General features: G+C 47.3%; 25 protein-coding genes and 1 pseudogene. 8 read left to right on the top strand and 18 right to left on the bottom strand.

The genetic code is table 11. The features are described 5' to 3' along the window. Positions 1-82: 82 nt before the first annotated feature. On the bottom strand, positions 83-880 hold the full coding sequence (locus BLW29_RS15535; protein ID WP_256208649.1) for a class I SAM-dependent methyltransferase: 798 nt from the start codon (positions 878-880) through the stop codon (positions 83-85). Positions 881-1,127: 247 nt separating this feature from the next. Between BLW29_RS15535 and BLW29_RS15530 the strand changes: the two genes are divergently transcribed. The 3 genes from BLW29_RS15530 to BLW29_RS15520 are packed head-to-tail and all read left to right on the top strand — an operon-like array spanning position 1,128 to position 4,863. After that, positions 1,128-2,609, top strand: a complete 1,482-nt coding sequence (locus BLW29_RS15530) for a spore germination protein (RefSeq protein WP_090981097.1) — start codon at positions 1,128-1,130, stop codon at positions 2,607-2,609. Then, a complete protein-coding gene (locus BLW29_RS15525; protein WP_090981095.1) occupies positions 2,606-3,748 on the top strand; it encodes a Ger(x)C family spore germination protein in 1,143 nt (380 codons plus the stop codon). Before BLW29_RS15530 ends, BLW29_RS15525 begins: the two co-directional genes overlap by 4 nt. Before the next feature lie 26 nt (positions 3,749-3,774). After that, the gene (locus BLW29_RS15520) at positions 3,775-4,863 is read left to right on the top strand and encodes a GerAB/ArcD/ProY family transporter (RefSeq protein WP_256208661.1); all 1,089 of its coding nucleotides are present in this window, start codon (positions 3,775-3,777) and stop codon (positions 4,861-4,863) included. Between the two features lie 31 nt (positions 4,864-4,894). On the opposite strand, the gene BLW29_RS15515 is transcribed toward BLW29_RS15520, so the two are convergent. The 3 genes from BLW29_RS15515 to BLW29_RS15505 all read right to left on the bottom strand — a co-directional run bounded on the left by BLW29_RS15515 (position 4,895) and on the right by BLW29_RS15505 (position 7,120). Beyond that, positions 4,895-5,593, bottom strand: a complete 699-nt coding sequence (locus tag BLW29_RS15515) for a S41 family peptidase (protein WP_177186649.1) — start codon at positions 5,591-5,593, stop codon at positions 4,895-4,897. Positions 5,594-5,985: 392 nt separating this feature from the next. Beyond that, positions 5,986-6,519 carry a P-loop nucleotide/nucleoside kinase family protein gene (locus tag BLW29_RS15510; RefSeq protein ID WP_090981089.1) on the bottom strand — a complete coding sequence of 178 codons (534 nt, stop codon included), beginning with the start codon at positions 6,517-6,519 and terminating at the stop codon, positions 5,986-5,988. Between the two features lie 22 nt (positions 6,520-6,541). Beyond that, positions 6,542-7,120, bottom strand: coding sequence for an LURP-one-related family protein (locus BLW29_RS15505; RefSeq protein ID WP_090981087.1), 579 nt, complete (start codon positions 7,118-7,120; stop codon positions 6,542-6,544). 157 nt (positions 7,121-7,277) lie between these two features. Between BLW29_RS15505 and BLW29_RS15500 the strand changes: the two genes are divergently transcribed. Further along, a complete protein-coding gene (locus BLW29_RS15500) occupies positions 7,278-7,673 on the top strand; it encodes a hypothetical protein (RefSeq protein ID WP_090981085.1) in 396 nt (131 codons plus the stop codon). A 79-nt stretch (positions 7,674-7,752) separates the two neighbouring features. Here BLW29_RS15500 and BLW29_RS15495 read toward each other — a convergent pair whose 3' ends face one another. From BLW29_RS15495 to BLW29_RS15485, 3 genes are all read right to left on the bottom strand, one after another. After that, a complete protein-coding gene (locus tag BLW29_RS15495; RefSeq protein WP_090981083.1) occupies positions 7,753-8,358 on the bottom strand; it encodes a pentapeptide repeat-containing protein in 606 nt (201 codons plus the stop codon). Positions 8,359-8,436: 78 nt separating this feature from the next. After that, positions 8,437-9,516 (bottom strand): acyltransferase family protein, encoded by a 1,080-nt coding sequence (locus BLW29_RS15490; protein ID WP_177186648.1) that lies wholly within the window; start codon positions 9,514-9,516, stop codon positions 8,437-8,439. Between the two features lie 146 nt (positions 9,517-9,662). Continuing rightward, on the bottom strand, positions 9,663-10,055 hold the full coding sequence (locus BLW29_RS15485; RefSeq protein WP_090981078.1) for a hypothetical protein: 393 nt from the start codon (positions 10,053-10,055) through the stop codon (positions 9,663-9,665). A 242-nt stretch (positions 10,056-10,297) separates the two neighbouring features. Between BLW29_RS15485 and BLW29_RS15480 the strand changes: the two genes are divergently transcribed. Further along, a complete protein-coding gene (locus BLW29_RS15480) occupies positions 10,298-11,863 on the top strand; it encodes a putative glycoside hydrolase (RefSeq protein ID WP_090981077.1) in 1,566 nt (521 codons plus the stop codon). Between the two features lie 62 nt (positions 11,864-11,925). Here BLW29_RS15480 and BLW29_RS15475 read toward each other — a convergent pair whose 3' ends face one another. From BLW29_RS15475 to BLW29_RS15435, 9 genes are all read right to left on the bottom strand, one after another. Continuing rightward, entirely contained in the window at positions 11,926-12,498 is a 573-nt protein-coding gene (locus tag BLW29_RS15475) for a histidine phosphatase family protein (RefSeq protein WP_090981074.1), read from the bottom strand. Then, on the bottom strand, positions 12,495-13,310 hold the full coding sequence (locus BLW29_RS15470; RefSeq protein WP_090981072.1) for a metallophosphoesterase: 816 nt from the start codon (positions 13,308-13,310) through the stop codon (positions 12,495-12,497). The genes BLW29_RS15475 and BLW29_RS15470 overlap by 4 nt, the downstream gene beginning before the upstream one ends. Positions 13,311-13,338: 28 nt before the next feature. Next, positions 13,339-13,737, bottom strand: a complete 399-nt coding sequence (locus BLW29_RS15465; protein WP_177186647.1) for a VOC family protein — start codon at positions 13,735-13,737, stop codon at positions 13,339-13,341. A 17-nt stretch (positions 13,738-13,754) separates the two neighbouring features. After that, a complete protein-coding gene (locus tag BLW29_RS15460) occupies positions 13,755-14,312 on the bottom strand; it encodes an AAA family ATPase (RefSeq protein ID WP_090981068.1) in 558 nt (185 codons plus the stop codon). Continuing rightward, a complete protein-coding gene (locus tag BLW29_RS15455) occupies positions 14,309-15,331 on the bottom strand; it encodes a phosphotransferase (protein ID WP_256208648.1) in 1,023 nt (340 codons plus the stop codon). The genes BLW29_RS15460 and BLW29_RS15455 overlap by 4 nt, the downstream gene beginning before the upstream one ends. Before the next feature lie 41 nt (positions 15,332-15,372). Continuing rightward, entirely contained in the window at positions 15,373-15,981 is a 609-nt protein-coding gene (locus tag BLW29_RS15450) for a transglutaminase-like domain-containing protein (protein WP_090981065.1), read from the bottom strand. Then, positions 15,978-16,904 carry a phosphotransferase family protein gene (locus BLW29_RS15445; RefSeq protein WP_090981063.1) on the bottom strand — a complete coding sequence of 309 codons (927 nt, stop codon included), beginning with the start codon at positions 16,902-16,904 and terminating at the stop codon, positions 15,978-15,980. The genes BLW29_RS15450 and BLW29_RS15445 overlap by 4 nt, the downstream gene beginning before the upstream one ends. 158 nt (positions 16,905-17,062) lie before the next feature. Further along, positions 17,063-18,106 (bottom strand): stalk domain-containing protein, encoded by a 1,044-nt coding sequence (locus BLW29_RS15440; protein ID WP_256208647.1) that lies wholly within the window; start codon positions 18,104-18,106, stop codon positions 17,063-17,065. A gap of 101 nt (positions 18,107-18,207) precedes the next feature. Next, on the bottom strand, positions 18,208-19,098 hold the full coding sequence (locus tag BLW29_RS15435; RefSeq protein ID WP_090981061.1) for a LysR family transcriptional regulator: 891 nt from the start codon (positions 19,096-19,098) through the stop codon (positions 18,208-18,210). A 118-nt stretch (positions 19,099-19,216) separates the two neighbouring features. On the opposite strand from BLW29_RS15435, the gene BLW29_RS15430 reads away from it, so the two are divergent. Further along, the gene (locus BLW29_RS15430) at positions 19,217-20,611 is read left to right on the top strand and encodes an MFS transporter (RefSeq protein WP_090981060.1); all 1,395 of its coding nucleotides are present in this window, start codon (positions 19,217-19,219) and stop codon (positions 20,609-20,611) included. Between the two features lie 18 nt (positions 20,612-20,629). On the opposite strand, the gene BLW29_RS15425 is transcribed toward BLW29_RS15430, so the two are convergent. Continuing rightward, positions 20,630-20,917: a hypothetical protein gene (locus tag BLW29_RS15425; RefSeq protein ID WP_090981058.1), complete on the bottom strand. Its 288-nt coding sequence runs from the start codon at positions 20,915-20,917 to the stop codon at positions 20,630-20,632. Positions 20,918-21,076: 159 nt separating this feature from the next. On the opposite strand from BLW29_RS15425, the pseudogene BLW29_RS15420 reads away from it, so the two are divergent. Both BLW29_RS15420 and BLW29_RS15415 read left to right on the top strand, forming a co-directional pair. After that, positions 21,077-22,249: pseudogene (locus BLW29_RS15420) on the top strand (cation:proton antiporter). Further along, complete coding sequence (locus BLW29_RS15415) at positions 22,197-23,204, top strand: N-acetylglucosamine kinase (protein ID WP_371264727.1); 1,008 nt, start codon at positions 22,197-22,199, stop codon at positions 23,202-23,204. Before BLW29_RS15420 ends, BLW29_RS15415 begins: the two are co-directional and overlap by 53 nt. Positions 23,205-23,257: 53 nt before the next feature. On the opposite strand, the gene BLW29_RS15410 is transcribed toward BLW29_RS15415, so the two are convergent. Next, positions 23,258-24,103, bottom strand: a complete 846-nt coding sequence (locus BLW29_RS15410; protein ID WP_090981054.1) for a phytanoyl-CoA dioxygenase family protein — start codon at positions 24,101-24,103, stop codon at positions 23,258-23,260. Between the last annotated feature and the right edge of the window lie 29 nt (positions 24,104-24,132).

Here is a 24,132-nt window from a genome sequence, read left to right as displayed (position 1 = left end):
CTTGGAAGTACGCACTTTATGTTCAGCTACTTCCTTTAAAGTAACTACCCGTGGAACGAATGAAATCCCCAAAATGCAAGATTTACAGATTACCCTTAGTTGCTAACAGCGAGAGCCATTGAGGTAATGCCGCTAATGGATTCATGCGCCAGTTACAGAAGTTTGCAAGCTCTTGCTCGGATAGATGCTCTCCTTCGTCTGTTGAATCGTCCACCCAGAATGAACCGTCCTCCTCAACCATTTCTTCGATTCGTCCAATGCTCAGATTGGCGGAAATCATCGCGTTCATCAAGTCCTGCATGCGCCACTTATAGGTGGGTACATCGCCGTGCGGACCTGTGAAATCGTAGGGCCTCTCTACTTTCACGGTATCTCCCACTGTGATGCCAAAAGGACGCATGAACGGATGGATATCGAACATCAGATATGTACCACAGGGCTTAAGTACGCGCTCAATGTTGCGATACATCGTTTTCAGATCATGAATCCAAACATGAACGCCGTTTGAGGTGTACACGAAGTCATATTCATTGCTATTAATTGTAGATAAGTGCATGGTATCCTCGCAGATAAAGTCAATATCCCAGTTATGCGACTTCGCGATTGCAGCAGCATGTTCCAGCTGATTTTCTGAAATATCACATGAGGTCACTTTTGCCCCCATTAAATGAAAGGCGAATACGGCATGATTGTCGCCGCTTGATGGAACCAGCACCTTTTTGCCACTTAAATTTGGTATAGCCTCTTGCAGCATAGAGTAGGTCACACGGTGAAACGCTGTCTCCGGGGACCGAATAATCTTTGCTATGGCTTCCGGTGTTCTGTATTTCAAATACCAAGTCTCCGCCCAATGATTCCAACTGTCTTTAATTACGTTCACTGGAATTCCTCCTTTGTTGCCAAGCTTCGTTTGCAAATGAATTGCATTTATTAACTTTATTTGGATAATCAATCCAATGATTATACTTCGCTACCTAAGAAAAGTTTCCTTCCAGTAAAGCCCCGTTCGTATTCGAACGGGGCTTTACTGCAATAATTCCGTATGGATTTCCTGCTTCTGGATAAAATATGCAAATCAGCCATCCAATCCGATCTGCATCGTTCAGTAATAGAGGAGGAGTTCGACCGTGAAAATATCACCTACAGGAAATGCGCAAGCAGACTTGTATCTCGATATTCAGGAAAACGAACAGCTGTTTAAACGAATCTTTCTGAACTGCTCAGACGTCTCGTTTCGAGAAATCACGGCGGATGGCAAGGTGCGACTGCTCTTGATTTATGCCTCTGGCATGGTTAGTACGGAAGAACTCAACATGAATATATTAAAGCCGCTCTTCTACGAAGGGCTGCCGCAAGGGTTGGATTCCGTTGTCAGTATCTCGCAAATGCTCGAGCAATCGCGGATCTCTTTATTGCACCTCATGACGATTTCGAATGCCGGCCAAATCGCAGAATGCGTCTTGCGTGGACATGTAGCAATCCTGGTTGATGGCGAAGCGTCGGCTATTGTAGCAGACGTCTCCAATTTCGAATCTCGTACAATCGGCGAACCCTCGGAAGAGGCGACGCTTCGCGGCTCCAGAGAAAGCTTCACGGAGCTGTTGACCACCAATACGACGATGATGCGACGTATTTTCGCCACGCCGGACTTGAAGATGGAGCAGCTGACGCTCGGCAAATATACGAAAACCGAAGTCGTCATCACTTATATTGAAGGCGTCGTTGACACGTCCGTTCTGAACGAAGTCCGCAAAAGGGTCGAGCGCATCCGCATTGACGGCATTCTGGAATCGGGCTATATCGAAGAATCCATTGAGGACACGCACTTATCGCCTTTCCCGCAACTATTGAGCAGTGAACGACCCGATGTCGTTGCCGCAGGGCTTCTCGAAGGCAAAGTGGCGATCTTGACGAACGGAACGCCGATCGCGCTTGTAGTGCCCATGACATTCTGGGCCGGCTTACAGGCGCCGGACGATTATTTCGAGCGTTTCCTATTCGTCTCGCTTAACCGATGGATTCGCTATTTGTTTGTCCTTGTCTCTGTTTTCCTGCCATCCATCTATATCGCGCTGACCAATTTCAATCCGGAGATGGTTCCCGCCAAGCTCATGCTGAGCATCGCCGCCCTGCGGGAGAAAGCACCTTTTCCGACAGTGATCGAAGTGTTCATGATGGAATTCGTATTCGAAGCGCTGCGGGAGGCGGGAATCCGTCTCCCTCGGCAAATCGGCCCTCTCGTCAGCATCGTCGGCGCCTTGGTTATTGGGGAAGCAGCCGTTCGGGCAGGTATCATATCTGCGCCGATTGTCATTATCGTACCTGCTGCCGGCATCTCATCGTTCGTCATTCCAAGGTACAGCTTCAGCTTCCCCATGCGTCTTCTCCGCTTCCCGATGCTGATACTCGCCGGTTTGTTCGGGCTGTTCGGGATCGCGATTGGAATTATCGCCATTCTCATTCATTTAATCCATTTACAGCCGTTCGGGACGCCCTATCTGTCGCCGGTTGCTCCGCTCAAGAAGGGAAGGCTCAAGGACGTGCTGCTGCGTTGGCCGCAAAAGCTGACCCGAAACACCGATCCCGTTCCCGAGGGGGATCACCTATGATTAAGACCGTTGTTCAAATTGGTTTCGTCATGCTCTTCATCGCGCTAGTCACAACCGGTTGTTGGAATCTCGAGGAGCCCGATCAACGAGCCTTCGTTATGGGCACGGGGATGGACATGAACAAGGATGGCAAATACATGCTCAGCACGCTAATTGCGATACCATCGGGCATCGGCGTACAAGAAGGAGGCAGCTCTAAGAAAAGCTTCCAGGTATTGAGCGCTACGGGCAAGAACAACACGGATGCGGCGCAGAAGCTGCAGGCACAATTATCGCGCACCTTGTTTATAGGCCATCGCGAAATCGTTCTGATCGGAGAGAAGATGGCCGAGCATGGCATAGCTGATTGGATCGACGAATATTTTCGAAACCCCCAATCGGAAGCCAGATCCAAAATTTTCGTGGTGAAGGGCACGCAAGCAAAAAATGTCTTCCAAATCAACTCCATGTTCGATCCCTATATCACGTCAACGCTCTATGACGAGCAAGCCACGCTAGGGCTCAGAAATTTCTATTTCGCTGCCTTTATGTATGATGCCTTGGGCCAAGGCACGCAGCCCTTGCTTCCGGTGCTCACTATGAATCGGAGTAAGCACTATGTCTACTCCGGATTCGCGGTTTTTAACAAAGACAACGGCCTCAAGCTGGCAGCCTATTTGAATCCGGAGGATGCCTTCTATACGAATTGGATCAGGAGAAGAATCAACAATTACTTCATGACTGCCACAGTTCCCGAATTTGGGGGGACGTTCAGTATAAAGCTTAGATCCTTAAATCGGCGAATTCAAACAAGCGTACAAGGTAATCGAGTGAAAATCGATATCCTGCTGTCTGGAGGCGGCGTTCTCGTTGAGAATAACACGAGCTTGGACCCGTCCTTGGTGAGCCATCTCTTGCTGATCCAGAAGTCCTTAAATGAACAAACCTTGAAGAAGGTCGAGCAGGTAGTCGACAAAGCGCAAAAACAAATTAAACTCGATTTCTTCGGATTTGGCGAAATCGTGCATCATCAGCATCCCGCGCAATGGAAATCGCTGCGACCGAAGTGGAACGTGATCTTTCCGCAAGTCGAGGTGTCGGTACGCGTCAATATCCAATGCAAAGATCTGGGTGAAAGCAATGCTTCCATATACCGCTAATGTCAGGAGGGATGCACTTGAGAGAGATGAAATTGTCAGGCGTGCAGGTCATGTGGACTTTCGCGACGGTCGAAGTCGTGCTGTTCATCTGGGGAATGATTACGCCAACGATCAATCTAAACAAACAGGACGCATGGATAGCCATGCTAACCGGCGGCGTTGTGGCGATGGCTTTAACTGCGATCATCGTCCGCTTGTGCATGCTGCATCCCCGGCAAACATTGGTCGAATTTAGTCAGGCTATTCTCGGAAAATGGCTGGGAAGGGCAATCGTACTCCCTTATTTCGCCGTGTGGTTTGGGCTGAATGCGGCCGCGCTTCGCTTGTTTGGCGATTTTATCCATCTCATCATGCTCGACAGAACGCCGGTTTGGCTGATCATGCTGCTCATGACCGTATTAATGACCTACATCACGTACTCTGTTGGCATTATGGGTATCGGAAGATTTTGCGAAATCGCCGGACCTATTATGGTGCTTACTCTGATTGTGGGCTTTAGTCTGAATATCGTCGATATTAAGTGGCATTATATCCTGCCCATCATCACTGATTTCGGAGTGCTCCCCATTATGAAGCATTCGATTCAAACGGCTTCTTTTCTGGGCGAATCCTTGATCTTCTTCAGCATCCTTCCTTTTCTGGAGCACCAGCGACAAGCCTATTCGAAATCGCTGATTGCCGTTGGCATGACCGCTGTGCTGGCTTGCCTTGCAACGACTTTGGTCCTGCTCGTCTTCGGGCCGGATGTATCCGCTAGGATGCGATTTCCGTACTTTATGCTCGTACGCTCCATCAATCTTCTTGATTTCATACAAAACATGGATATCTTCGTCATCTTCATCTGGGTCTTCGGCCTGTTCGCCCGTATCTCGTTATATTTGTTCATCACCAGCTACGAGGCGGCACGCTGGTTCCGCGTGAAGAATTGGCGGTCATTCATTTGGTTCGGAGCTCCGACGATGTTTATTATGGCGCTGTTAATCCCGAACGAGGCGATCTTGAAGTCCGTAAATCTGTATTGGCAAACGATCGCCTTCCCTATCTGTTCAATCGGGATTCCTCTTCTGCTTCTGCTCGTTTCAGCCTTCCGTAAGAAGAAGACGGTGCAAACGTAACCTGCGATAGATGAATTGGCGAAAGGCGGCACTAGTGTGCTGCCTTTTCTCTTTCCCGTACAATCTCAAGTATCCTATCATAGGCAATGTCGAAGGCTTGCTCTTGACTGACTTCAATGTCCGGTATGACGCCTGTTCCTTCCCAATTGCTCTTCGTTACCGGATTAATCGCCCTGCCTTTCGGAATAAACACCTCAAAGTAATGATTGAGGCGATGAACCTCGCCTGGATGAGCCCCGCCGCCAGTAATTTCACCAACCACTGTCGCTCGCTCGATGGCTTGAAGGTCATAAGCAAATTCTTCGGATGCCGAGAAAGTCTGTTTACTGGTGAGTACAAATACAGGTTTATGCGGTCCGAAGCGTTTGCCGGAAACGTACGGCGTGCTCCAGAACGACTGCGTAACGTCAGCATACCTCCAATAGAAATCATTCAGGTGCACGGGAGTCTCACTTAGCAAATAGCTGGATAGGAATGTAACCATATAAGGTGACCAACCGCCGCATTGTCGAAGGTCGATGATCATTCCGCTCGTATTCGCTAGGAAGTTCATAGCACTCACTGCTGTTTCACCTGCTAATTCTGGCGGAGCAAGTGCATGTAGATCCAAGTATCCGATATTTCCTTGGAGTCGTTCCACCTTATAGAAACCGTAATTATCGAAGGCCAGCTCTTGCTTCCTAAGCTCCTCGTTCAATGTAGGCTTATCTTCAGCTAATTTAAAACTCATATGTAAATGTCTATCTTTGCTTATCAGCTGCAGCTGCTTTGTAATCACCTCACAAAAGTCAGCTGTTCCCATGCCAGAGCCTTCAAACTGTAAATTCCTCAGCGCCTTACACATTTCTATTGCAATGTCAGGATAGACGTAAAATTCTAAAAGCTGCTGTTCAAGGGCTGTGATCGTTTCCTTGATTACCTGTCCGTCTATATCTAAGTTGTGGGCCAATGGATACACCTCCGAAAAATATAGTGATTATAACAGCACTTTAAAGTTACTATAACAGATATTTTATTTCAGTTATATACTCTTTGTTTCTAAGGAATTTCACTAGTTAGTACAGCCTAGTATTAATAACAACAGAAAAAACGACAGCCAATAACGGCTGCCGTCTCTTCGTGTTATTTATTCAAATATAACAGAACATCACCAATGTAATTCTCCAGAGGTTGTGCAGTGTCTACTTTCATGCATTCCAGGTGTGATGGCTTCTTGGCTCGGTTGATTACCTCTTGCCATTTATCTTCAGGTATATCGACTGGACCAATCTGCGTAATCATTTGCACGCGATTCCTCAACCGATTGTTAAGCTCATGAACGTCATTTAATACGCACTCGACATACTTGTATTTCGCATTATGTTTGTCCGCCAATGCCGTTCCATTCGCAACCAACACTTCGTACAAGCAAGGACTATCCAGTATAACGCTGTGACCTTGCGAGAGATAGAAATCAACTAACGTCCATTCTATATGATAAGCCACTCCGCCCGTACGCTTGGGATCTACTTCGAGACTCTCTAATTGCAGTCCCTCTAATAATCCGGTTTTTACGATATCATGGTCTAGAATAACGGCTTTCGTGAACTTCGCAATTTCCCTGGCAAGCGTGGATTTCCCCGACCCCGGAAATCCAGACATTTGTAGAAAGAACATGTTTACACCTCCGTCTGCGCTTCTATCCTTGATTGCCCTCGACAGCGATAAGCAGCACCGCAGCAGCCAGACCCAAGCGGCGGTCAAGCTTGTCCTCGTGATCCACGGAGAAATCAAGGTTTAGCTTCTGGACGAACGGATTGAAATTTTGCTTGAACACCCCAACCTTGGTGCCGTTCACCTCTACGTTGTAATGCTGAGGAATCAGATTCGTCAGAAATCTTCGCAGAAGCGCGAGCAGCGCGTTATCTTCCTTAACCAATCCGATCTCGGACTCACTCGGACTCAATATCGCCCATTCATCCTTGAAGATCGACTTCATCCCTTTGCGACGCAAAGAACCGATTTTGTTCCCGGTCTCGACATCGACTACATCGAAGGTTGAAGAAAAATCAATGACGCTTCGCGCTTGAATGGTGATCAACTCTTCTTGCATCGTTTCATCCCCATACAACCGGATGTCTTCCTTGAGCTTAAAGGCTTTCATCTTCGAGAACAGAACCGGTCTCTCATCGATGTCGAAAATATCGATTTTGGCGCCGACCAGAGAAAGGATCTGCTTTCTAACTACGTATTGATGATGATTGAATTTCGGATTCAAGTCCTCGCCCCCTGTATGATGTATGACTCTTACTGATTGTATCAGCAAATGGTAGTTTCCGGTATATGATTCATCCGGAGCGATTTACATAACCTTAACATTCGTAATCGAAACTTCCCTGCCTTTCGGACGTTTAACCCTTTCGGAGGTGAAAATCATGAAAAACAAAATCGCTAAATACCTGCCTATCCTTGCTGTCGCCCTCTCCCTTACCCTTATTGGTACGGCGTGCAGCAACAACAATTCCGGTGAGAACGCTTCTGCAACGAATGCTAATGCTGCCGGTAACAACGCCGCGGCAACGAATTCGGATGCCGCCAACAATGCTTCATCGGCAGACGAAACAGTTACACCGGAGAATGCGCCTGTTGCAATGTCCGGTGTATTCAACGGGGTGAATGACGACAAGACCATTGAAATCGAAACCGGTGTCGGTGCGGTCTCCTATAAGGTCAGCAGTGAAATTGCCGATACGGTAGCCAAGTGGGAAAAAGGCACGAATGTCACGTTTGAGTACAAGGAAGACACGATCACCAAAATCGATAAAGAGTAAGACTGTGATCATTATGAATTCAAAAAGGACCATGGAGCACTTCTCCATGGTCCCTTTTTGTCCCGCATCTCCTTTGTCTTCAACCTACTTTGGCACCATGAGCAAGGGAGAATAATACCGTTTGCTCTCGATCCATTCTTAATCCTGCAATGGTGAGTGATTTGAAATCCACGCCTTCCATCTTGGCCCCTCTTACATCTGCACCTTGCAGCTTCGCTTTGGCCAGTATCGCCATCGTCAGATCGCAATCTCTCAAGTCGGCCTTCTCCAGATTAGCTCCTGATAGGTCTGCTTCATGGAACTTAACCCCTCGCAAATCCTGCCTCGTTAAAGAAGCGAGCCGCAAATTCGTATAGGACCAGTCACCTTTGATAATCGAAATGCCATCCATAGTCGAGCCGGAGAAATCCGAACCTGTCATTTTGCATGCATCGAATTTCGATACAAACAGATTGGCACCGTTAAAGCTGCAATTCTCAAATGCGGTTTCATTATGAATGGAACCATTCAGCGCTGCTCCGCGAAAATCACATTCTATAAACCGGCAGTTGCTGGAAATAATTTCATCCATTGATCCATTGGCAAATGAGCACCGATCAAACGTACAACTGATTAGCTCACCATACCTTAAATCCTGTGTACCGAATTTCACGCCTGCATATTGCTGATTGCTATACTGGAACATGAGTTGCCTCCGTAAACTACGTATTGTGTCTCATCGTAAAATCACCTTTTTACTATAGCATACGGAGGTCAAGTCCGATTAGTTTACAGGCTGTGTTTTCTCTTTCGTTATCCGATTAGTTGGACGTTTTAGATCTAAGCCGACTCCAATACGCCCGATTATATAGCTGCCCCACGAAAATTGGTTAAGGACAGCCACCGTACCCATTGAACCTCCAAGAGCGAAAATAAATAGAATACTTGCGCCAATCATGTTGTTGGGCAAATCTAAGAAATGATCAACAACAAACAGCACTAATGGATGGATTAGATAGATACCGAACGAATACTGGCTTATTCTCACAATAAAGGATGGCATTACTCTTAGTTTAGCCGCAATAATTAGCAACATGAACACGGTGCTCAATGTGAAAAAAATCATATCAAAGCGCTTAGAGGATATAACAGGAATAATATCGCTCACTAAAAGATAAATGGCAGTTAAACCTGTAAGCGCGACTAACGTGTAGATATAATATTGATACCTTCGCAACCAATCCAGGCATTTCATATAATGGATACCCACATAATAAGCGACTACAAAATAGAAAACCCAGCCGATAAAAGGCATCCTGTAGAACGTATCCCAAATATAGATCGCGGTTGGATGATTAGGCGGGCTGATTAAGTTAAAGAAAGCAAGATAGAGAATGTTTACCGAACCGGCTATAAGCAGAATCCATTGTGGACGAAACCGGTTGAACACATATCGGACGAAAAACATATGCAGCAGATAGAATTGAAAAATAATAGCTACGAAATAGGCGGATGTTTCCCCAAGAACGAAGCCCTTAAACAAATTCACTACTAAAGCTGAAATATCCCCGTTCCCACCTGTAGCAAACGTGTTCTGAAAGGAATAGATGATTACAAAACACGTATACGGTATTGCGATATAACGTAGTCTTTTTCTCAAAAAGCCATGTGGAGTGTGAGTGGGGTATGCATTTGCTAATACGATCTCGGAAATGAGGATAAATGCAGGCGTGCCGAAAGATAATAGCAACCTTAACCCACCAAAGAACCAGCCATCCGCGACGTCAACGCTGTGTAGGAAAACGATACTCAAACACGCGACAGTTCGTATCAAAAATACCTCTTTCAAGCTAACTTTCCCCACTAATTCGCCTCTTTTCCTATTGATTCTCGTTTATCGTATACGAAATGTATCAATAAATCAGGATGATGTAAATAGAAAACTATGAATTCCCTTGTTAAAATTATATAAATAAGAGGCTGCCCATTAGGACAACCTCAGGAGTTACCTTATTGTTTCGTTTTATTGTAGTGAATCTCAACATTCTCATTTCTTAAAATCATTTCATCATGCTCCAATTCGATTTCGTATATGGAGTTGTTTATTACTATTTCGTTGTCTGACTTCCATTCATAGGTCATTGTGGCGTTTGAATCTTTAACTAGTTTGACCGTGCTGTCATCCTTCATTTCATTTACATAGTTCCCTAAAGTGATTTGTCCTTCTTTAACTTCCAAGTAATTGAAGTGAGACAATGGTTCGTCACTACCCGCTCGTTGAGAAGCTTGATCGGATATCCAATTCCCTAGAATTTGAGATTTATGATCTGTCGAACAGCCAGTCAACACAATCGATACTACAACTACAATAACTGTAAGGAGAAGAGTCCTTATATTTTTCATTTCCAGCTCCTAACGATAGTTCGATTCTTATTGCTCCCAATGCTGCACGCAGTCCTTCGACATTATTCGTTTGAAACTGAATCGAATCATGCGGATTCTGTTTAATGGTACCTGTGTCCACATGCTGAATGATTGCGTCCTCCATTTATTTGATTAGTTCTCGTTAACGAAGCATTGCCATTCAGCAAAGGCCATATAGTTTAGTTAAGGACGCCACTTGAATACGAAGGAGTGCACATGCTGTGAAAAAACACATTGCTGCAAGCTTGTTGTGCGCACTGCTGCTGTTTACGTCCGCCTGCACCTCGGATTCTTCCACCAACAAGGATCAGCCGAGCTCGAACACAGCACCAAACACAACGCCCGATAACGCCAATAATGAGCCTACGACAAGTCCTTCTGACAACACAACCAATACGGATACGGTCAAACCTGATGATGAACCGTCATCCACAGGTACCAATGATCCGGCAACCGATCCATCGGACGATCCATCCACCACGCCTACCGATGATCCAGCAACAACGCCAACACCGGATCCGGATCCAGACCAGACTCCGACCTTCCAATCGCCTTATGTCTTTGAATATCCCGATGCCGTACGAGGCATCTATGTTACGGGCTGGTCAGCAGGCGGAGCGCGCATGGAATCTCTGCTGAAGCTCGTCGATGACACCGATCTGAATGCCATGGTTATCGATATCAAAGACGATGATGGTTATATCACCTTCAAGCCTGAAGGCGAATTAAACGCGAACGGGCAAGCCTATATGCGAGATCCGGATGCTATCGTCAAAACGCTGCATGAACACAAGATCTATCCGATCGCGCGTATCGTTGCGTTCAAGGACACTGTCCTGGCCAAGAAACATCCAGAGCTCTCCTATGTGCTGGACGGCAAAGTGTGGCGGAACGGGAACGGTGACGGTTTCATCAATCCATTCTTAAAATCAAACTGGCAATATAACGTGGATGTGGCTATTCTGGCTGCCAAGCTTGGGTATCAGGAAATTCAATTCGACTACGTTCGATTCCCTGAAGGCTTCGAGAAGAAAGATAAGGTCCTTTCCTATTCTATGGGGGAGTACAAAGATAAGAAGCCAACCAAATTCATTGAGCAAGAGAAAGCTTATGCGGAAGAGAAGGCTGCTTATGAGGCGGGACTCCCTTCCCTTCAGAGTGCTTATGATACGGCAACCACTACCTATAACGGCGATAAAACCGATGAAAACAAGAAGGCGCTGGATGCCGCCCACAAGGCGCTCAGCGACTATAAGAAAACATTACCGAAATCGCCGGACTTCAGCGAGAAGGCACGTTTTACGCAGCTCCGCGTCGATGCCATTACGGACTTTGTTCATTTTGCGAAGGAGCAGCTCAAGCCATACGGGGTCAAAGTGTCGGTCGATATCTTCGGTTATTCCGCCACGCTGCCCGAGGCGCCCGGCATCGGACAGAACTTTAGCCGGATATCGGAGAATGTCGACGTCATCTCCTCGATGATTTATCCGAGCCATTGGAGCGATGGGTATTTCGGCATTAAGCATCCGGATACCGAGCCTTACCGACTTGTCCAAGAATATGCCAAACGCGAGAAGGAGAAGCTCAGCGCACTCGAATCCCCTCCAATATCAAGGCCTTGGATACAAGACTTTACAGCCTCCTGGCTGGCCAAAGGAAGCTATGTTAAATACGGCAAAGAGCAGGTGGATGCGCAGATTCAAGCCCTTCACGACGCCGGAATCCATGAATATCTCCTCTGGAATGCCGGTAACAAATACACGGCAGGCGTTAACTATACTCCTTAGCGGATAAGGTCCCGTTCGAATGCGAGCGGGGCTATTCTTTTGCCGGTCGGCCCTAGGGGCTGTTACAGATGCTTCGTGCAGTTGAAGAGCGTGCATTCCCACTCTTCATTGCGATGAGCGATGATTGTTAAGGAAGTATTATGCATGTATGTGGATTCGAATCGCTGTGGCATGAGCCGCTTCAGTGATAGCCCAATTAGCGCTCCATGGCTAACGATTAATACTCGCTTATCCCGGTGAGTGGCGGCAACTTCTTCCATATAAGCCGCTCCCCGCTTCGCCACGTCATCGAACGCTTCGATGCCAAGATCTAGGGAGCTCCAATTGGCGCCCCATCTGGCTACTCGTTCTTCTTCTGTGGTTCCTTCGATCTGCCCGCAATTAATCTCTCTAATCCGGTCTTCCGTAATTAACGTGTCAATCCCTAAAGCGCTGCGCACTGCCTCGGCGGTTTGCTTCGCTCTGGTTAGCGTACTGGAGATAATGATGTCCCAGCTTTCGCCTGCAAGCCTGTCGGCTATGGCCTTCGCTTGAATCATTCCGGTTTCGTTAAGCGGGATATCCGATATTCCCTGCGCCTTGCCGAGCTCGTTCCAATCCGTCACGCCATGTCTGATAAGCCCGATTGTAGTCATGCGATCACCTTTCTTTCCAGTCCAATATGAAAAACAGCAATCTCCGGTGAACATGCTAACCGAATGGGAATCTTCACCGTGCCTAGCCCTCGAGTAATGAAGAAATTTCTACGTTCGTCTACTCGCTTAAGCCCAACATGATAATTTTTGTAAGCCCCTAGTGTACGATTCAGGAATCTGATCTGACCGCCGTGCGTATGCCCGACGAGGAGCAGATCGTAAGGGACCTGTTGTTCTTCGATTAACTTAATGATGCTTGGAGAATGTGCTAGCAAGATTATGTAGGGAAAGCTGCTCATCTCCTCCCTAGTCATGGTTAAGCTTTCATTGCCATATATGGAGTTATCGAATCCATAGATGAGTACTTTCTGATTCTTCATAGCTGCGGTTGCGCCATGATTGGTTAGAACGGATATATTCTGATTCTGCAATCTTTGAATAATTTGTTCATACTCTTGGTCCGAGTATGACCTTTTGCGGAATCCTTCCATACACTCACGCTCGTAATTGCCGGGGACAAAGAATAGCTGCGGACAATCTATCTTCTGGACTTCCTTAAGAACTGCAGCTAATTGCTTCTTCCTTGATACCAAGTCACCGGTTATCACGACGATATCTGGCTTCATGCGGTTTACTTTCTGACTCAATGAGCCATTGATGAATCCCGTCCGCCCATGAAGATCAGACAATTGAACGATGGTAAGGTTTGTGTCAGAATGCTCCCCAAGTTGACAATGGGAGTACTTCAACCAATAAGTCTGAATGAAAATACTAAGGAGTAGTAATACAGCTATTGATCCTATGATAAGCATGACGAAGTGCCCTTTCTTCGATCAACTCCTATTTATATTCCGTGGCATTGATCAAATTCCCGTTGATATCATAGAAGTCCAAGCAAAAGGCCCAACCTTCATCCGCAAAGTTTGCAATTTCAACATTGGCTTCCTCTAACTGCTCGCGAAGTGCATGGGCATCTTTTGTCCTAAAACATAGTACAGGCATTTTCTCTTCTCGCTTAGAGAAATACATCTTCATGCTCTCATTACCATTCGTTTTCCATAGCAGGAAAATAGGTCTAGCATGTTGATCTGATGAAAGTGAGAGAAAAGCCATGTCATCATGATCAGGTTTGCCTTGAAGATTGAATCCAAGATGAGTAGTGTACCACTCAATGGACTGTTCCAGATCTATTACCGGGATCTGAATGTGGTCTAAGAATTCCAGAGATTGTTTAATCACGTTTATATGTGCCCCTTTTATAAATGAAATGTTGTTCTAATTCTCGCCGCGACTTCCTCTGGACTCAAATTCGTATTGTTGATTTTCATATAATTCACATAGTCAATTTCTCCGTCCAACGAGTTTAATCGGTGCTGTTCCACTGCACTCCTCATTCGCTGCTCGGATTGTTCTACGTTCCGTTTGGAAGGCTTGTGCTCCAGTCGATGAGGCGTCTTGTTACGCTCGATTCTCTCGTCCATATCGGCCTCAAGTTCAACGAAGTAAACTTCTCCGCCTACTTTTTCAAAAATATCGCAAACAGTCCTCACATAATCCCAATCCGCTTGCTGATCGAAAGCCCATACATACGTGAAGATCAACCCATGCGCGTCACTCTTGGCAACGGTTTCGAATATCTTCTGACGAAATAGATTCGTTAGCTCCCACATCTCAGGCGTAAATCCCAGTAACGGAACGAGCAATTCGATGGTCATATGATTGTGAAATAGCTTCAGCTCTGTGATCTTCTCTAACTCCTGTCCAACGGTCATTTTGCCAACTGCCATCGGCCCGAATACTAGAACAAGCTTCATTGTGTCTCCTCCTCGTTCAACCAACCTTCAATCTCAGCTTGTTGCTCCGCATAACGCCTTAGGGCGTTCATCGTTCCGATCACTTGCTCCGTCCCCATCTGCTGCTCTTGTTCATCCGTGCACTCCAGCCATAAGGACCGTTTGAAGTTATATTCCAGCCAACCCAGCATCCCTGCATAACCGTTATCTAACACGACTTTCCAATTTGCCTCAATGGCTCCGGCTTTCTTCTTATAGCCTCTTAAGAACGCCTGGAATTTGTCGCGATCTAAGTTTCCCGCTTCATCCGCTGACCAATAAATAGCAGTCTCGATTAGATTCTGCATGGGATTTATTGCTCCTGAGGCTTCCCAATCAATAAGAATGGGTGAGTCTTCCTTCCACAACACATTCTTGGAATCTAGATCCGCGTGACTGATCACGATGTTGGATGCCAGCAACTGCGCCGCATGGTTCGCCTTTGCGTTCCAGTCGTATAGCTGATCCACGACACCTCTAGCCAAGCTTACCCACACTGACTGATTGCTTTCGCCTAACTCTATATAGTAGTTCCAATCCGTCGCATGCACACCGCCGATGCTCCCATTTGCCTCGATCCCTAGCGAGGAGAAGTCCGTCTTATGGAGATCGCCGAGAATCGCACCTATTCGTTCAGCGTGAGTACTTGTTAGTTCATGCGGCCCCAGACTTCGTCCCTCTACCCAATCGAATACGAGAAAATAGTAATCATCTACTTGCTGCACGGAACTGCCGTTAAATCGCTTGGCCGGCAATGCAGGTACGTTAGTGGCTGCGATTGCAGCGATGTTTTCGGAATGAATCATATTGAACATCGCGGTAGGTCGGAGCATGATTTGCGGATTTAATGCTTTTATCGCATATTTCCCAGTGGTGGTTTTCAGTGCGTACATGCGATGTAACAGCCCGCCTGCCACCGGAACAGGCTGACTAACCAGCTCTCCTAGCTTCAACTTCGTACACAGTTTTTCCAATTGCCGATTGCCTGTTCCGTCTGCCACAATGACACCCTCCCAGAGGCGGCTGTTTGACTTCGAATCCGTTACAACTCGCATGGTAGTCCATGCAGGTACATCGCTTTGCAATCTGTATGTTTCTTTAATGTATCCATCGTTTTAGGATTAGGAGCGGTATAGATGATTGGATAGTCTATTTCGTCGTATTCAGTTCGTATAGCAAAAGCCAGCTTCTCCTCATCTAGCGAGAATTCAGCATGTATGCCGGCCTTATTACCTCGTGCATCTAAGCGAATCCATCTCTCTACCGATGTTAAATAGACGGCGTTCAAGGCATGAATGCAGTACCCCGTATCCGGCGTATCACCTAATGTAAGGCGTTGATAACAAAATCCAGTCGGAACTCCATTGCTCCTTAACAACGCACAGAGCAGATTGGACTTCGCATAACAGATGCCTTCTTTATAGTGAAGTGCTTCCGAAGCTTTGCAAGTGATCCGGGAGCTTTGAATATCCCATGAATGCGAGATTTCATCTCTGACATATTCATAGGCTCTCCTCACGAAATCCGCCTCGTTTGAGGATAAGGCAAATAGTTCGGCAGCTAGTTCCTGAATAGCATGGTGCTTAAAATCCACTTCATCTGCTTCCAGTACATAGTCCTCTATGGAGTTCGACTCCGGTATCATGTTCATCTATGCTCACCCTGCTTGTACCAACTAGGTACGACACTTTCGAAATGGGTATGATCGTCCAGCAGTATACGAATACGGTCCATCATCGAATCGAGCTGCTCCGGGACGACCTTAAGCGTCCACGTAATCGTACCGAATATCGTCATTGCCGCATACAGCGCATATAGCTGCCAGAAATGCGCTGGAACATTTCCGTCGAAATACCCATCGATTTGCCCAATGGAGAACGGAATGCTGACTTCACGGCTAAAGTAAGCGATTTTCACAAAGTCATGATACGGGTCTCCCCAGTCATACCGATTGAAATCAATCGCCGCGACATACGCCCCATGATGGACGAGAAGATTGGCAGGATGAAAGTCGTCATGCTGAAACCTGTTCGGACGCCCCTCCAGCAGCGGTAAATGCTTCTCCACAAAGGCAATAATAGCCTCTTCCTCAGGAGCCTTAACCCCACAGCGGAAATATTCCTCCATATGACGTTTATGCTTCGCGGCCCTGTGCGTGGCCCACGCTTCCGTGTCCTCCGGTGCTTCCACCTCGTGCATCATAAGCAGTTCCCGACCGGCTTCGGCGCCTACTCGGTACTGTTGATCAACCGTCATCCGTGGCAGCTCTTCCAGAGCATCCAAACCCTCGACATATCGCAAAACCATATAACATCGATCAAGCACTTCGATCATACCGAATGCAATGGGTTCGGAAGTGCGCACGCCGAGACCATGAATAAGACCGACTGCCTCGAACTCGCGGCGTTTGGATTCGGACTGATTGTAAGTCGCAGTACGCAGAACATAAGCCGGTCTGTCGCCGTCTTCGTAAACGAGATATTTGCCATCATAAGAGAAACCTTTATGTATCTGTGAAACAGCCGTCGCTTTCCGCAGCTGCGGAATATGTTCGATTACTTCATCTATGTTCATCGGAGCACTCCTCTCTAGAAACGTAGAGGCAGCTGATCGAAGTGATCGCTGCCTCCCTAGTCGGTAGTACCAAAACCTTCCAACTTATAACTATTAGATTATCTTACAGTCGTTCCCATGTAAACAATTAGTTTCTATTTTCTTTGATAGAGTTGTTCCTACCCAAATACTCGTCTTGCCGTAACGAATCGCGTTTTCCATTGCCCGGTAAACTCCGCGATGTGGACGCCAAGCTTGTCCGAATAGGTGTGAAGGATTTTGCCATCCCCTGCATAGATGCCAACATGTCCGATATCGAGACCGCGTGCGCTGAAGAACATTAGGTCGCCTTTGCGCAAGTCATCTACTTTCACTTCCTTCCCTTCCTTCGCTTGGTCGTAGGAGAGACGCGGCAGATCGACCGACAGCACCTGTTCAAACACATGCTTGACGAAAGAAGAGCAATCGAAGGTTTTCGTTTGGTTTGGACTTGCGCCGAATTCATAATGGGTGCCGAAGTAGGTTGAGCCAAATGCGATGATTTGATCGGCTTGCTTCATGGTCAAGCTCGGGCTTGAGTAGTTGGTGTACTTAGGTTTAGCCGACATAAATCCAATTGTCTTGTCTACCGTCTGTACCTCCAGCCAGTTGGCGTCGATTTCGCGAATGACATGAATCCGTTGGCCCTTCGGAAGCATTCGGATCACAGACGCCTCATTCGTTGAATTCGGCAGCGACCTAAGATTTGCACCGTATGTAATCTCTGTTTCAAACGTATTCGCAGACGAGATCGAGATGGTCTGGGAGTAGGCATGCCACTGAACGACATTCCCCAGCAGCTCACTAATGAACCGCAGCGGAACCATCGAAGAGCCGTTAATGACTTTACCGGGAACGGGAAGCGCCAGCTGATTGTTATTCTTATAAGCAAACATAGTACCCATTTGGTAGGTTATTAGGTTGCTTTCTTTAGTAGCCGTCACCGTGTGCTTGGGCTCGTCCCAGCTAACTTTAGCACCTTGTGCTTCGAATATCGGACGTAACGGGACATAGCTGACTCCGTTCTCAATTACCGGCTGAACCGGCAATACAAGTGGCTTCCCATCGAGCAACAAGGCCGGCGATTGTTCATTCGCCGCCGCAAACACGCTATTGGTTTGAATCACGGTCAGGAGTACAAGAAGAGACATGATTGTTACGCGTTTAATGGGTTTATTTCCCAAATTAATGACACCCTTTCCTTATGATGTACTAATTAGACGCAAGTAGGGGGTGAATTGTTCTGATATGAATTATGAACTTATCTTAATAAATAAATGGCCGATTATTTCGGCAGGGTGGACAACTCTGCAAAATAGTCCAAAACGACCTCACGAAACTCCACAGCCGCCCGCGAAATGTACCGACCCTTGTTCCACAGCAAAGCGATCTCCCGTACCAATTCGTGATCCTCGATTTGGAGATAGTGGATATGTTCCCGCGAATGTCTGGCTGTACTTGGGATGAAGGCTATGCCAATTTCGGCCTCTACAAGATCACTCAGCCTTGCAGGCTCATCGCCTTCATACACATACTTAGGCAGAAATCCGGCCAATTTACATAAAGAATCCACGAAATCGCGAACGCCATAGTCTTTCTTGACACCAACGAACCATTCATCTCTAATCTCTGGCAATGAAATGCTGCTCCGATCGGCCAGACGATGACCTCTGGGAACAGCTAATAGAATCGGGTCAATGAACACAGTCTGACACGCTAAGTCGTTATTCTCTGGTATAGGGGGCGAAGTTAAACCAAAATCGACCTCTCCTCGATGAAGCAGCGTAACCATCTTCTGCGTGCTAACCATCTGCACATGAAATTGGATATTAGGCCGTTTCTTGCGAAATTCTCGCAGGATATTAGGCAATGTACTTGCAGTCGTCACCGCCAGCTTGAGCGTGCCATATTCCGGACTGGTTAAATCCTGAATCTCCTGTTTCCCCTGTTCCAATTCGAATAAAGCCCGCTCCGCTCGGCGAAGGAATTTGCTTCCGAATTCATTTAACTTAAGCTTTCGCCCCGTTCGATCGAACAGAGGAGCACCCAAATCTTCCTCGAGACGTTGAATCGTCTTACTTAGTGACGATTGCGTAACATGTAGACTGCGTGCCGCTTCCGTCACATGCTCCTGCCTGGCAACTTCAAGAAAATAGTGCAACTGAAGAAGTTCCATTCTATGCTGATCCCCCAATCATTCCTTTGAGTCAATGAAATCATACCATGAAATGCGTTGGAGTAAATATAAGATCCACGGTAAGCTAATGAAAGGAACACTCAGGGAGGAACTTCATATGAATGCCCGCAGCAGGTGGCTGATGACAGCCGTTGGACTTGGAATCCTGTTAAACCCCTTAAACTCGTCGATGATCTCCGTTGCGATTACAAGACTGCAGCATGAATACCAATTGGATTTCACTGCGGTTTCTTGGATTATTTTCGCTTTCTACATTGCAAGTGCTATCGCTCAGCCCGTCATGGGCAAGGCCAGCGATTTATTTGGACGCAGGAAGATCTTTCTTGCCGGTCTGGTTGTTTCTTTCGTCATCTTCTTACTTGCTCCACTATCGCCTAATTTCGGATGGCTGGTCGTATCCCGCGTTGCGCAAGCCATCGGTACAAGTATGATGGTTGCGGTTGGGATGGCCATTATCCGTATTCATATTACAGAGAAACAAGCGACTGCACTGTCTGTTCTGTCCATCTTCCTATCCGGAGCGGCAGCCATTGGACCTTTTGTGGGCGGGGCTTTGATTGAGTGGTGGGATTGGCCTGCGATCTTTATGGTCAATATTCCGTTCGTGGTGGCGAGTTTTATAACCGCTTGGCGGACGATCCCTAAGGACGAACCGACTTCTACCGTGGGACGACGCAGCTTGACTATTCGAGGATGGATGACGTTGATCGATGCGCCTGGAATCTTACTCTTCACAGTTGGCTTGATCGCGCTGCTCGTTAGTATGCTGGCAGTCAAATCATCCGGTCATATCGCATTATGGAATATCGCTATGGGCTCGCTCGGCCTTGTGGCGCTGGGAGCTTTCGTACGACATGAGCTAAGAACGCCGTCACCTTTTATACCACTGCGTACGTTCGCCAAATATCCGGCTCTGACTTGGGTCAATGTCCAATTCATACTCGTTAACTTGCTGTTCTATGCGCTCTTCTTCGGATTCCCGTCTTACCTGCAAACGGTCCGTCATGTCAGCGAGCTCCATACCGGGATTCTTATGCTAACCTTAGGCTTGTCCTCGCTCGTTATATCTCCCATCGCAGGACGTTGGATCGAGAAATCCGGACCATGGCCGTCACTACTGTTATCTGCACTACTGATGACATTCGGTTCCGTATGGATCGTGACCTTAAATCAAAATTCCCCGATTGTCAGCGTGGGCTTGGCATTAGCCGCATTCGGGGTCAGCAACGGAATGAACGCCGTAGGCATGCAGGCGACATTGTTTAACAGCGCTCCCAAAGAAATGATCGGTGTGGCTTCAGGCCTATTCAATACATCGAGATACCTGGGGACCATTCTATCCTCATTGCTGACAGGCATCGTTATGGGGGACCGGTTCAGTGCCGGAGGTTTTCGAACGCTCGGGATTATTCTCACGTTCATAGCGCTGGCTTTGTTAGTCATGAACCTGCGACGCACAAAAACGCCTCATCCTGCTGAAGAGCCAGGCTGAGGCGCTTTAAGCTATCTATTATTGCTCGACGGTTATTTCATATTTCTCGGCAATCTTCTTCAGATATTGCTCGACGTAATCATAGTCTCCAACCTTGTCGCTGGCTATGACGACCGTGTTCTCCATGCCTCTGACATGCAGCTTGATCACCTTCACCTCAACGGTTCTGAGCAGCTTTCTTACCGACTCTCTCGCCAATTCTAACCGCTCAAGCTTGCTGTACTCGATCCTCTTAGGTGCGCTATCCTTCTCCAGCTTCAGCACCATTTCCCCCGCGTCCAAGTTGACATCCACTGCTTTGAGCAATTCGATCAACCTCCTGGTTTGCAACAGAACTGGTAAACCCGTCTTATTGGCCATTGTATTCAACCAACTCTGCATATATGCCTCTATTTGATTCCCACATTGTATAGAGTATATTATGGATACAAATTCAATATGCGGGAATTGAGGTGCAACAATAATATGGAGTTCATTCTTTATCTATTTCTCATCTTATTCCTCACGAAGATCTTTGGACATCTCTCCACGCTGATAGGGCAGCCTTCCGTACTTGGTAGGTAAACTAATCGTAGGCATCCTTGTCGGTCCGGCAGTCCTTGGGTGGATCGAGAATAATGAATTCATTCATTACACGGCGGAAATTGGCGTTATCTTACTCATGTTTATTGCAGGCTTGGAGACCGATCTTGAGCAGCTCAAACAAACGTGGCGGTCTGCTTTTGCCGTGGCTGTCGGAGGAATTATACTGCCTTTTCTGGGTGGTTATGCCGTAGCGGACGCCTTCGGCCTCGATTCGAACTATGCGCTCTTTATGGGGCCGTATTTAGCGCAACATCGGTCAGTATTTCGGTGCAGGTGCTGAAGGATTTAAACAAGCTGAACTCTCGCGAAGGGACAACGATCCTCGGAGCAGCAGTCATCGATGACGTCATTGTTATCATTCTGCTGGCAGTTATGATGAGTTTCCTGGGAAGCGGCAACGATATCTCAATCGGGATGCTAGTTAGCAAAAAGCTGCTTTTCTTCATCGTGACGCTCTTCGTCGGTTGGCTGATTGTGCCAAGGTTCATGAAGCTATTCGCGCGTATCTCGGTTACGGAGCCAGTTATCACCATGGCGCTTGTGGTTTGTTTCGGTTTTGCTTATTTTGCGGAACAGATGGGGATGGCTGCTATTATCGGTTCTTTTGCCGCTGGCATCGCAATTTCCCAAACCTCGTTCAAGCATACCGTAGAATCCAAAATCGAACCCATCGCGTACTCCATCTTTGTGCCTGTGTTCTTTGTCAGTATCGGATTGAACGTGTCCTTCGCTGGAGTAGGGAATCAGATTGGCTTTATGGTGGCTTTAACCCTTGCTGCCGTTCTTACGAAACTGCTGGGCGGGGCACTCGGAGCAAGAATAACGGGAATGAATGCCCGCTCGTCCTTGGCCATTGGGTCAGGCATGATCTCCCGAGGAGAAGTTGCGCTAATCATCGCAGCCACAGGTTTACAAGCTTCATTGCTTCCGGAGAAGTATTTCACCTCTGTTGTCATTAAGATTATCTTAACAACCTTGATCGCACCGCCATTGTTAAAATATTTCTTCAGTAGAACCGCAGCACAAGGAGGGGCTCACGATAGCAGCAAATGATATTCTCATCGGGATTGACGGGGGCGGAACGAACACGCGAGTGTTAGTTTGCGATCTTATGGGGAACGTTCTTGCTTATTGCGAGAAAGGGGCTGCTTCCCTCCATAAAGATGCATTAGCAGTACAGAATGTACATAACGCTATTACAGAAGCGTTGGCGCTTGCTAATAAAGAGCGGCATCAGGTGGCAGGAACTGCCGCAGGGATTGCTGGATACGATGCCGCATCCGATCTCGAATGGGTGATCCCTTTAACCGATATCCCCGGCTTATCCGGTCCTCGGTGGCATGTAAACGATGCCGTGGTAGCTCACTATGGCGCATTATTAGCAAAGCCCGGAATTGTTGTAATCGCAGGTACAGGTTCTATTATCGTAGCGATTACCGAAGATGGCCGGTTTATAAGAAATTACGATTTCCATCACTACGCAGCAAGCGCTGCTCGATTCCTTGCCTACGATGCCGCTTATGAGATGCTTGCAGGTCATACCGATGAATCGGACGAAGAACTCATGAAGTCCATGCTGCAGCATTGGCATGTACAATCGGCAGCTGAATTCTCCGAGCTGGCACGAAGTGGTTTTATCGATGACCGTCAAGAGCGCGACAAGAAATTCGGACAGTTTGCACCGACGATTACCGAAGCAGCCGAGCAAGGAAGTTCTCTCGCGATCCGAGTTTGTGACCGGGCGATGAACCAAATCAAAGTTGGCATTGAGCTTCTGGCTGCCTCTTTCTCAAGCGATACGGTTGAGGTTACGTTGATAGGAAGCGTCGCGAACAGTCCTTATTTCTCTCATACGTTAAGCGGCATGCTCTTAAACGGATCAAACAGAAGGTATCATCTTGTAGAACCAACGCTTCCTCCTGTTGCCGGAGCTGTTCTATATGCGATGAATCAGCTGCAGATTCCCATTACACCCGACATCATTCACAACTTACAAAAGAATCCCTAAATGAAGAAACCCCCGCTCATTTATTGAGCGGGGGTTCTTGCTGCAGGCAGTCGCTATTTCACCATATTTACCGGATAGTAAGCCGGGATTGGTTTCGTATAATTCTCTCTTGCGAATTTGATTTGGTTAGGCGTCCATTGCGAATAGAACAGGCGGGTGTCATGATCATCGCTGAGCGCGAGCACCTCAGGCACCGTCGCCCAGTTGGTCAGCGGGTAGCTCGACGCCCGGGAATGGTAGTTATGCATCGTACGACGGCCGTGCGTACAATCCGCTCTTCCGCCCTTGCGCGTATGATAGGTCGTTATATTGTACAACACGGCGGTACCGGCTTGCCCCCGAATCGGGATTTCCCGGTAAGCTTCCCCCTGCTTCTCCTTCGCTTCATCAAGCGACGAGTACATATGGCTATTCGGTACTAAGCAGAACGCCGGGCAGCACTCGTGAACATCCGACAAATAATAGATGACGCACGTATACGTACTGATATAGGGATTCTCCGGATCGTAAATCTTCCCGCCTATCGTGCCGTAATAGCTGATATCGCGGTGAAAATTCATCTCGCTGTTGCTCGCTCGGTCCGCGGATACATCCCGAAAATCAAATTGAGCAAAACGCGCTTCTCCGAGCAGCACTTCCTGAATAAGCGGAAAGATCTTCGGATGACGAATGAATGGATCCATCTCAAGCGGATGCTTCTCGAGGAAACTGCCTGTACCGACTGCGCCTTCAATCGGTTGATGCCAATGCTCCGGAGACTCTTTCAAAGAAGCCTCTACCAATCCGTTTAAGTAGTCCAGTTCCTCCTGCGACAACGCATTCGGAATGACGGCGAAACCATTAGCCTTGTAGTGCGCCAGAATCTCTTCTTTGGTCGTTTGTACAGCATTCGTACCCATAAACCATCAGCCTCTCTTTCATAGCCTTG

The sequence above is a fragment of the Paenibacillus sp. CF384 genome (assembly GCF_900106745.1).
Taxonomy (GTDB): domain Bacteria; phylum Bacillota; class Bacilli; order Paenibacillales; family Paenibacillaceae; genus Paenibacillus_Z.
This window is presented reverse-complemented; position numbering and strand designations above follow the sequence as displayed.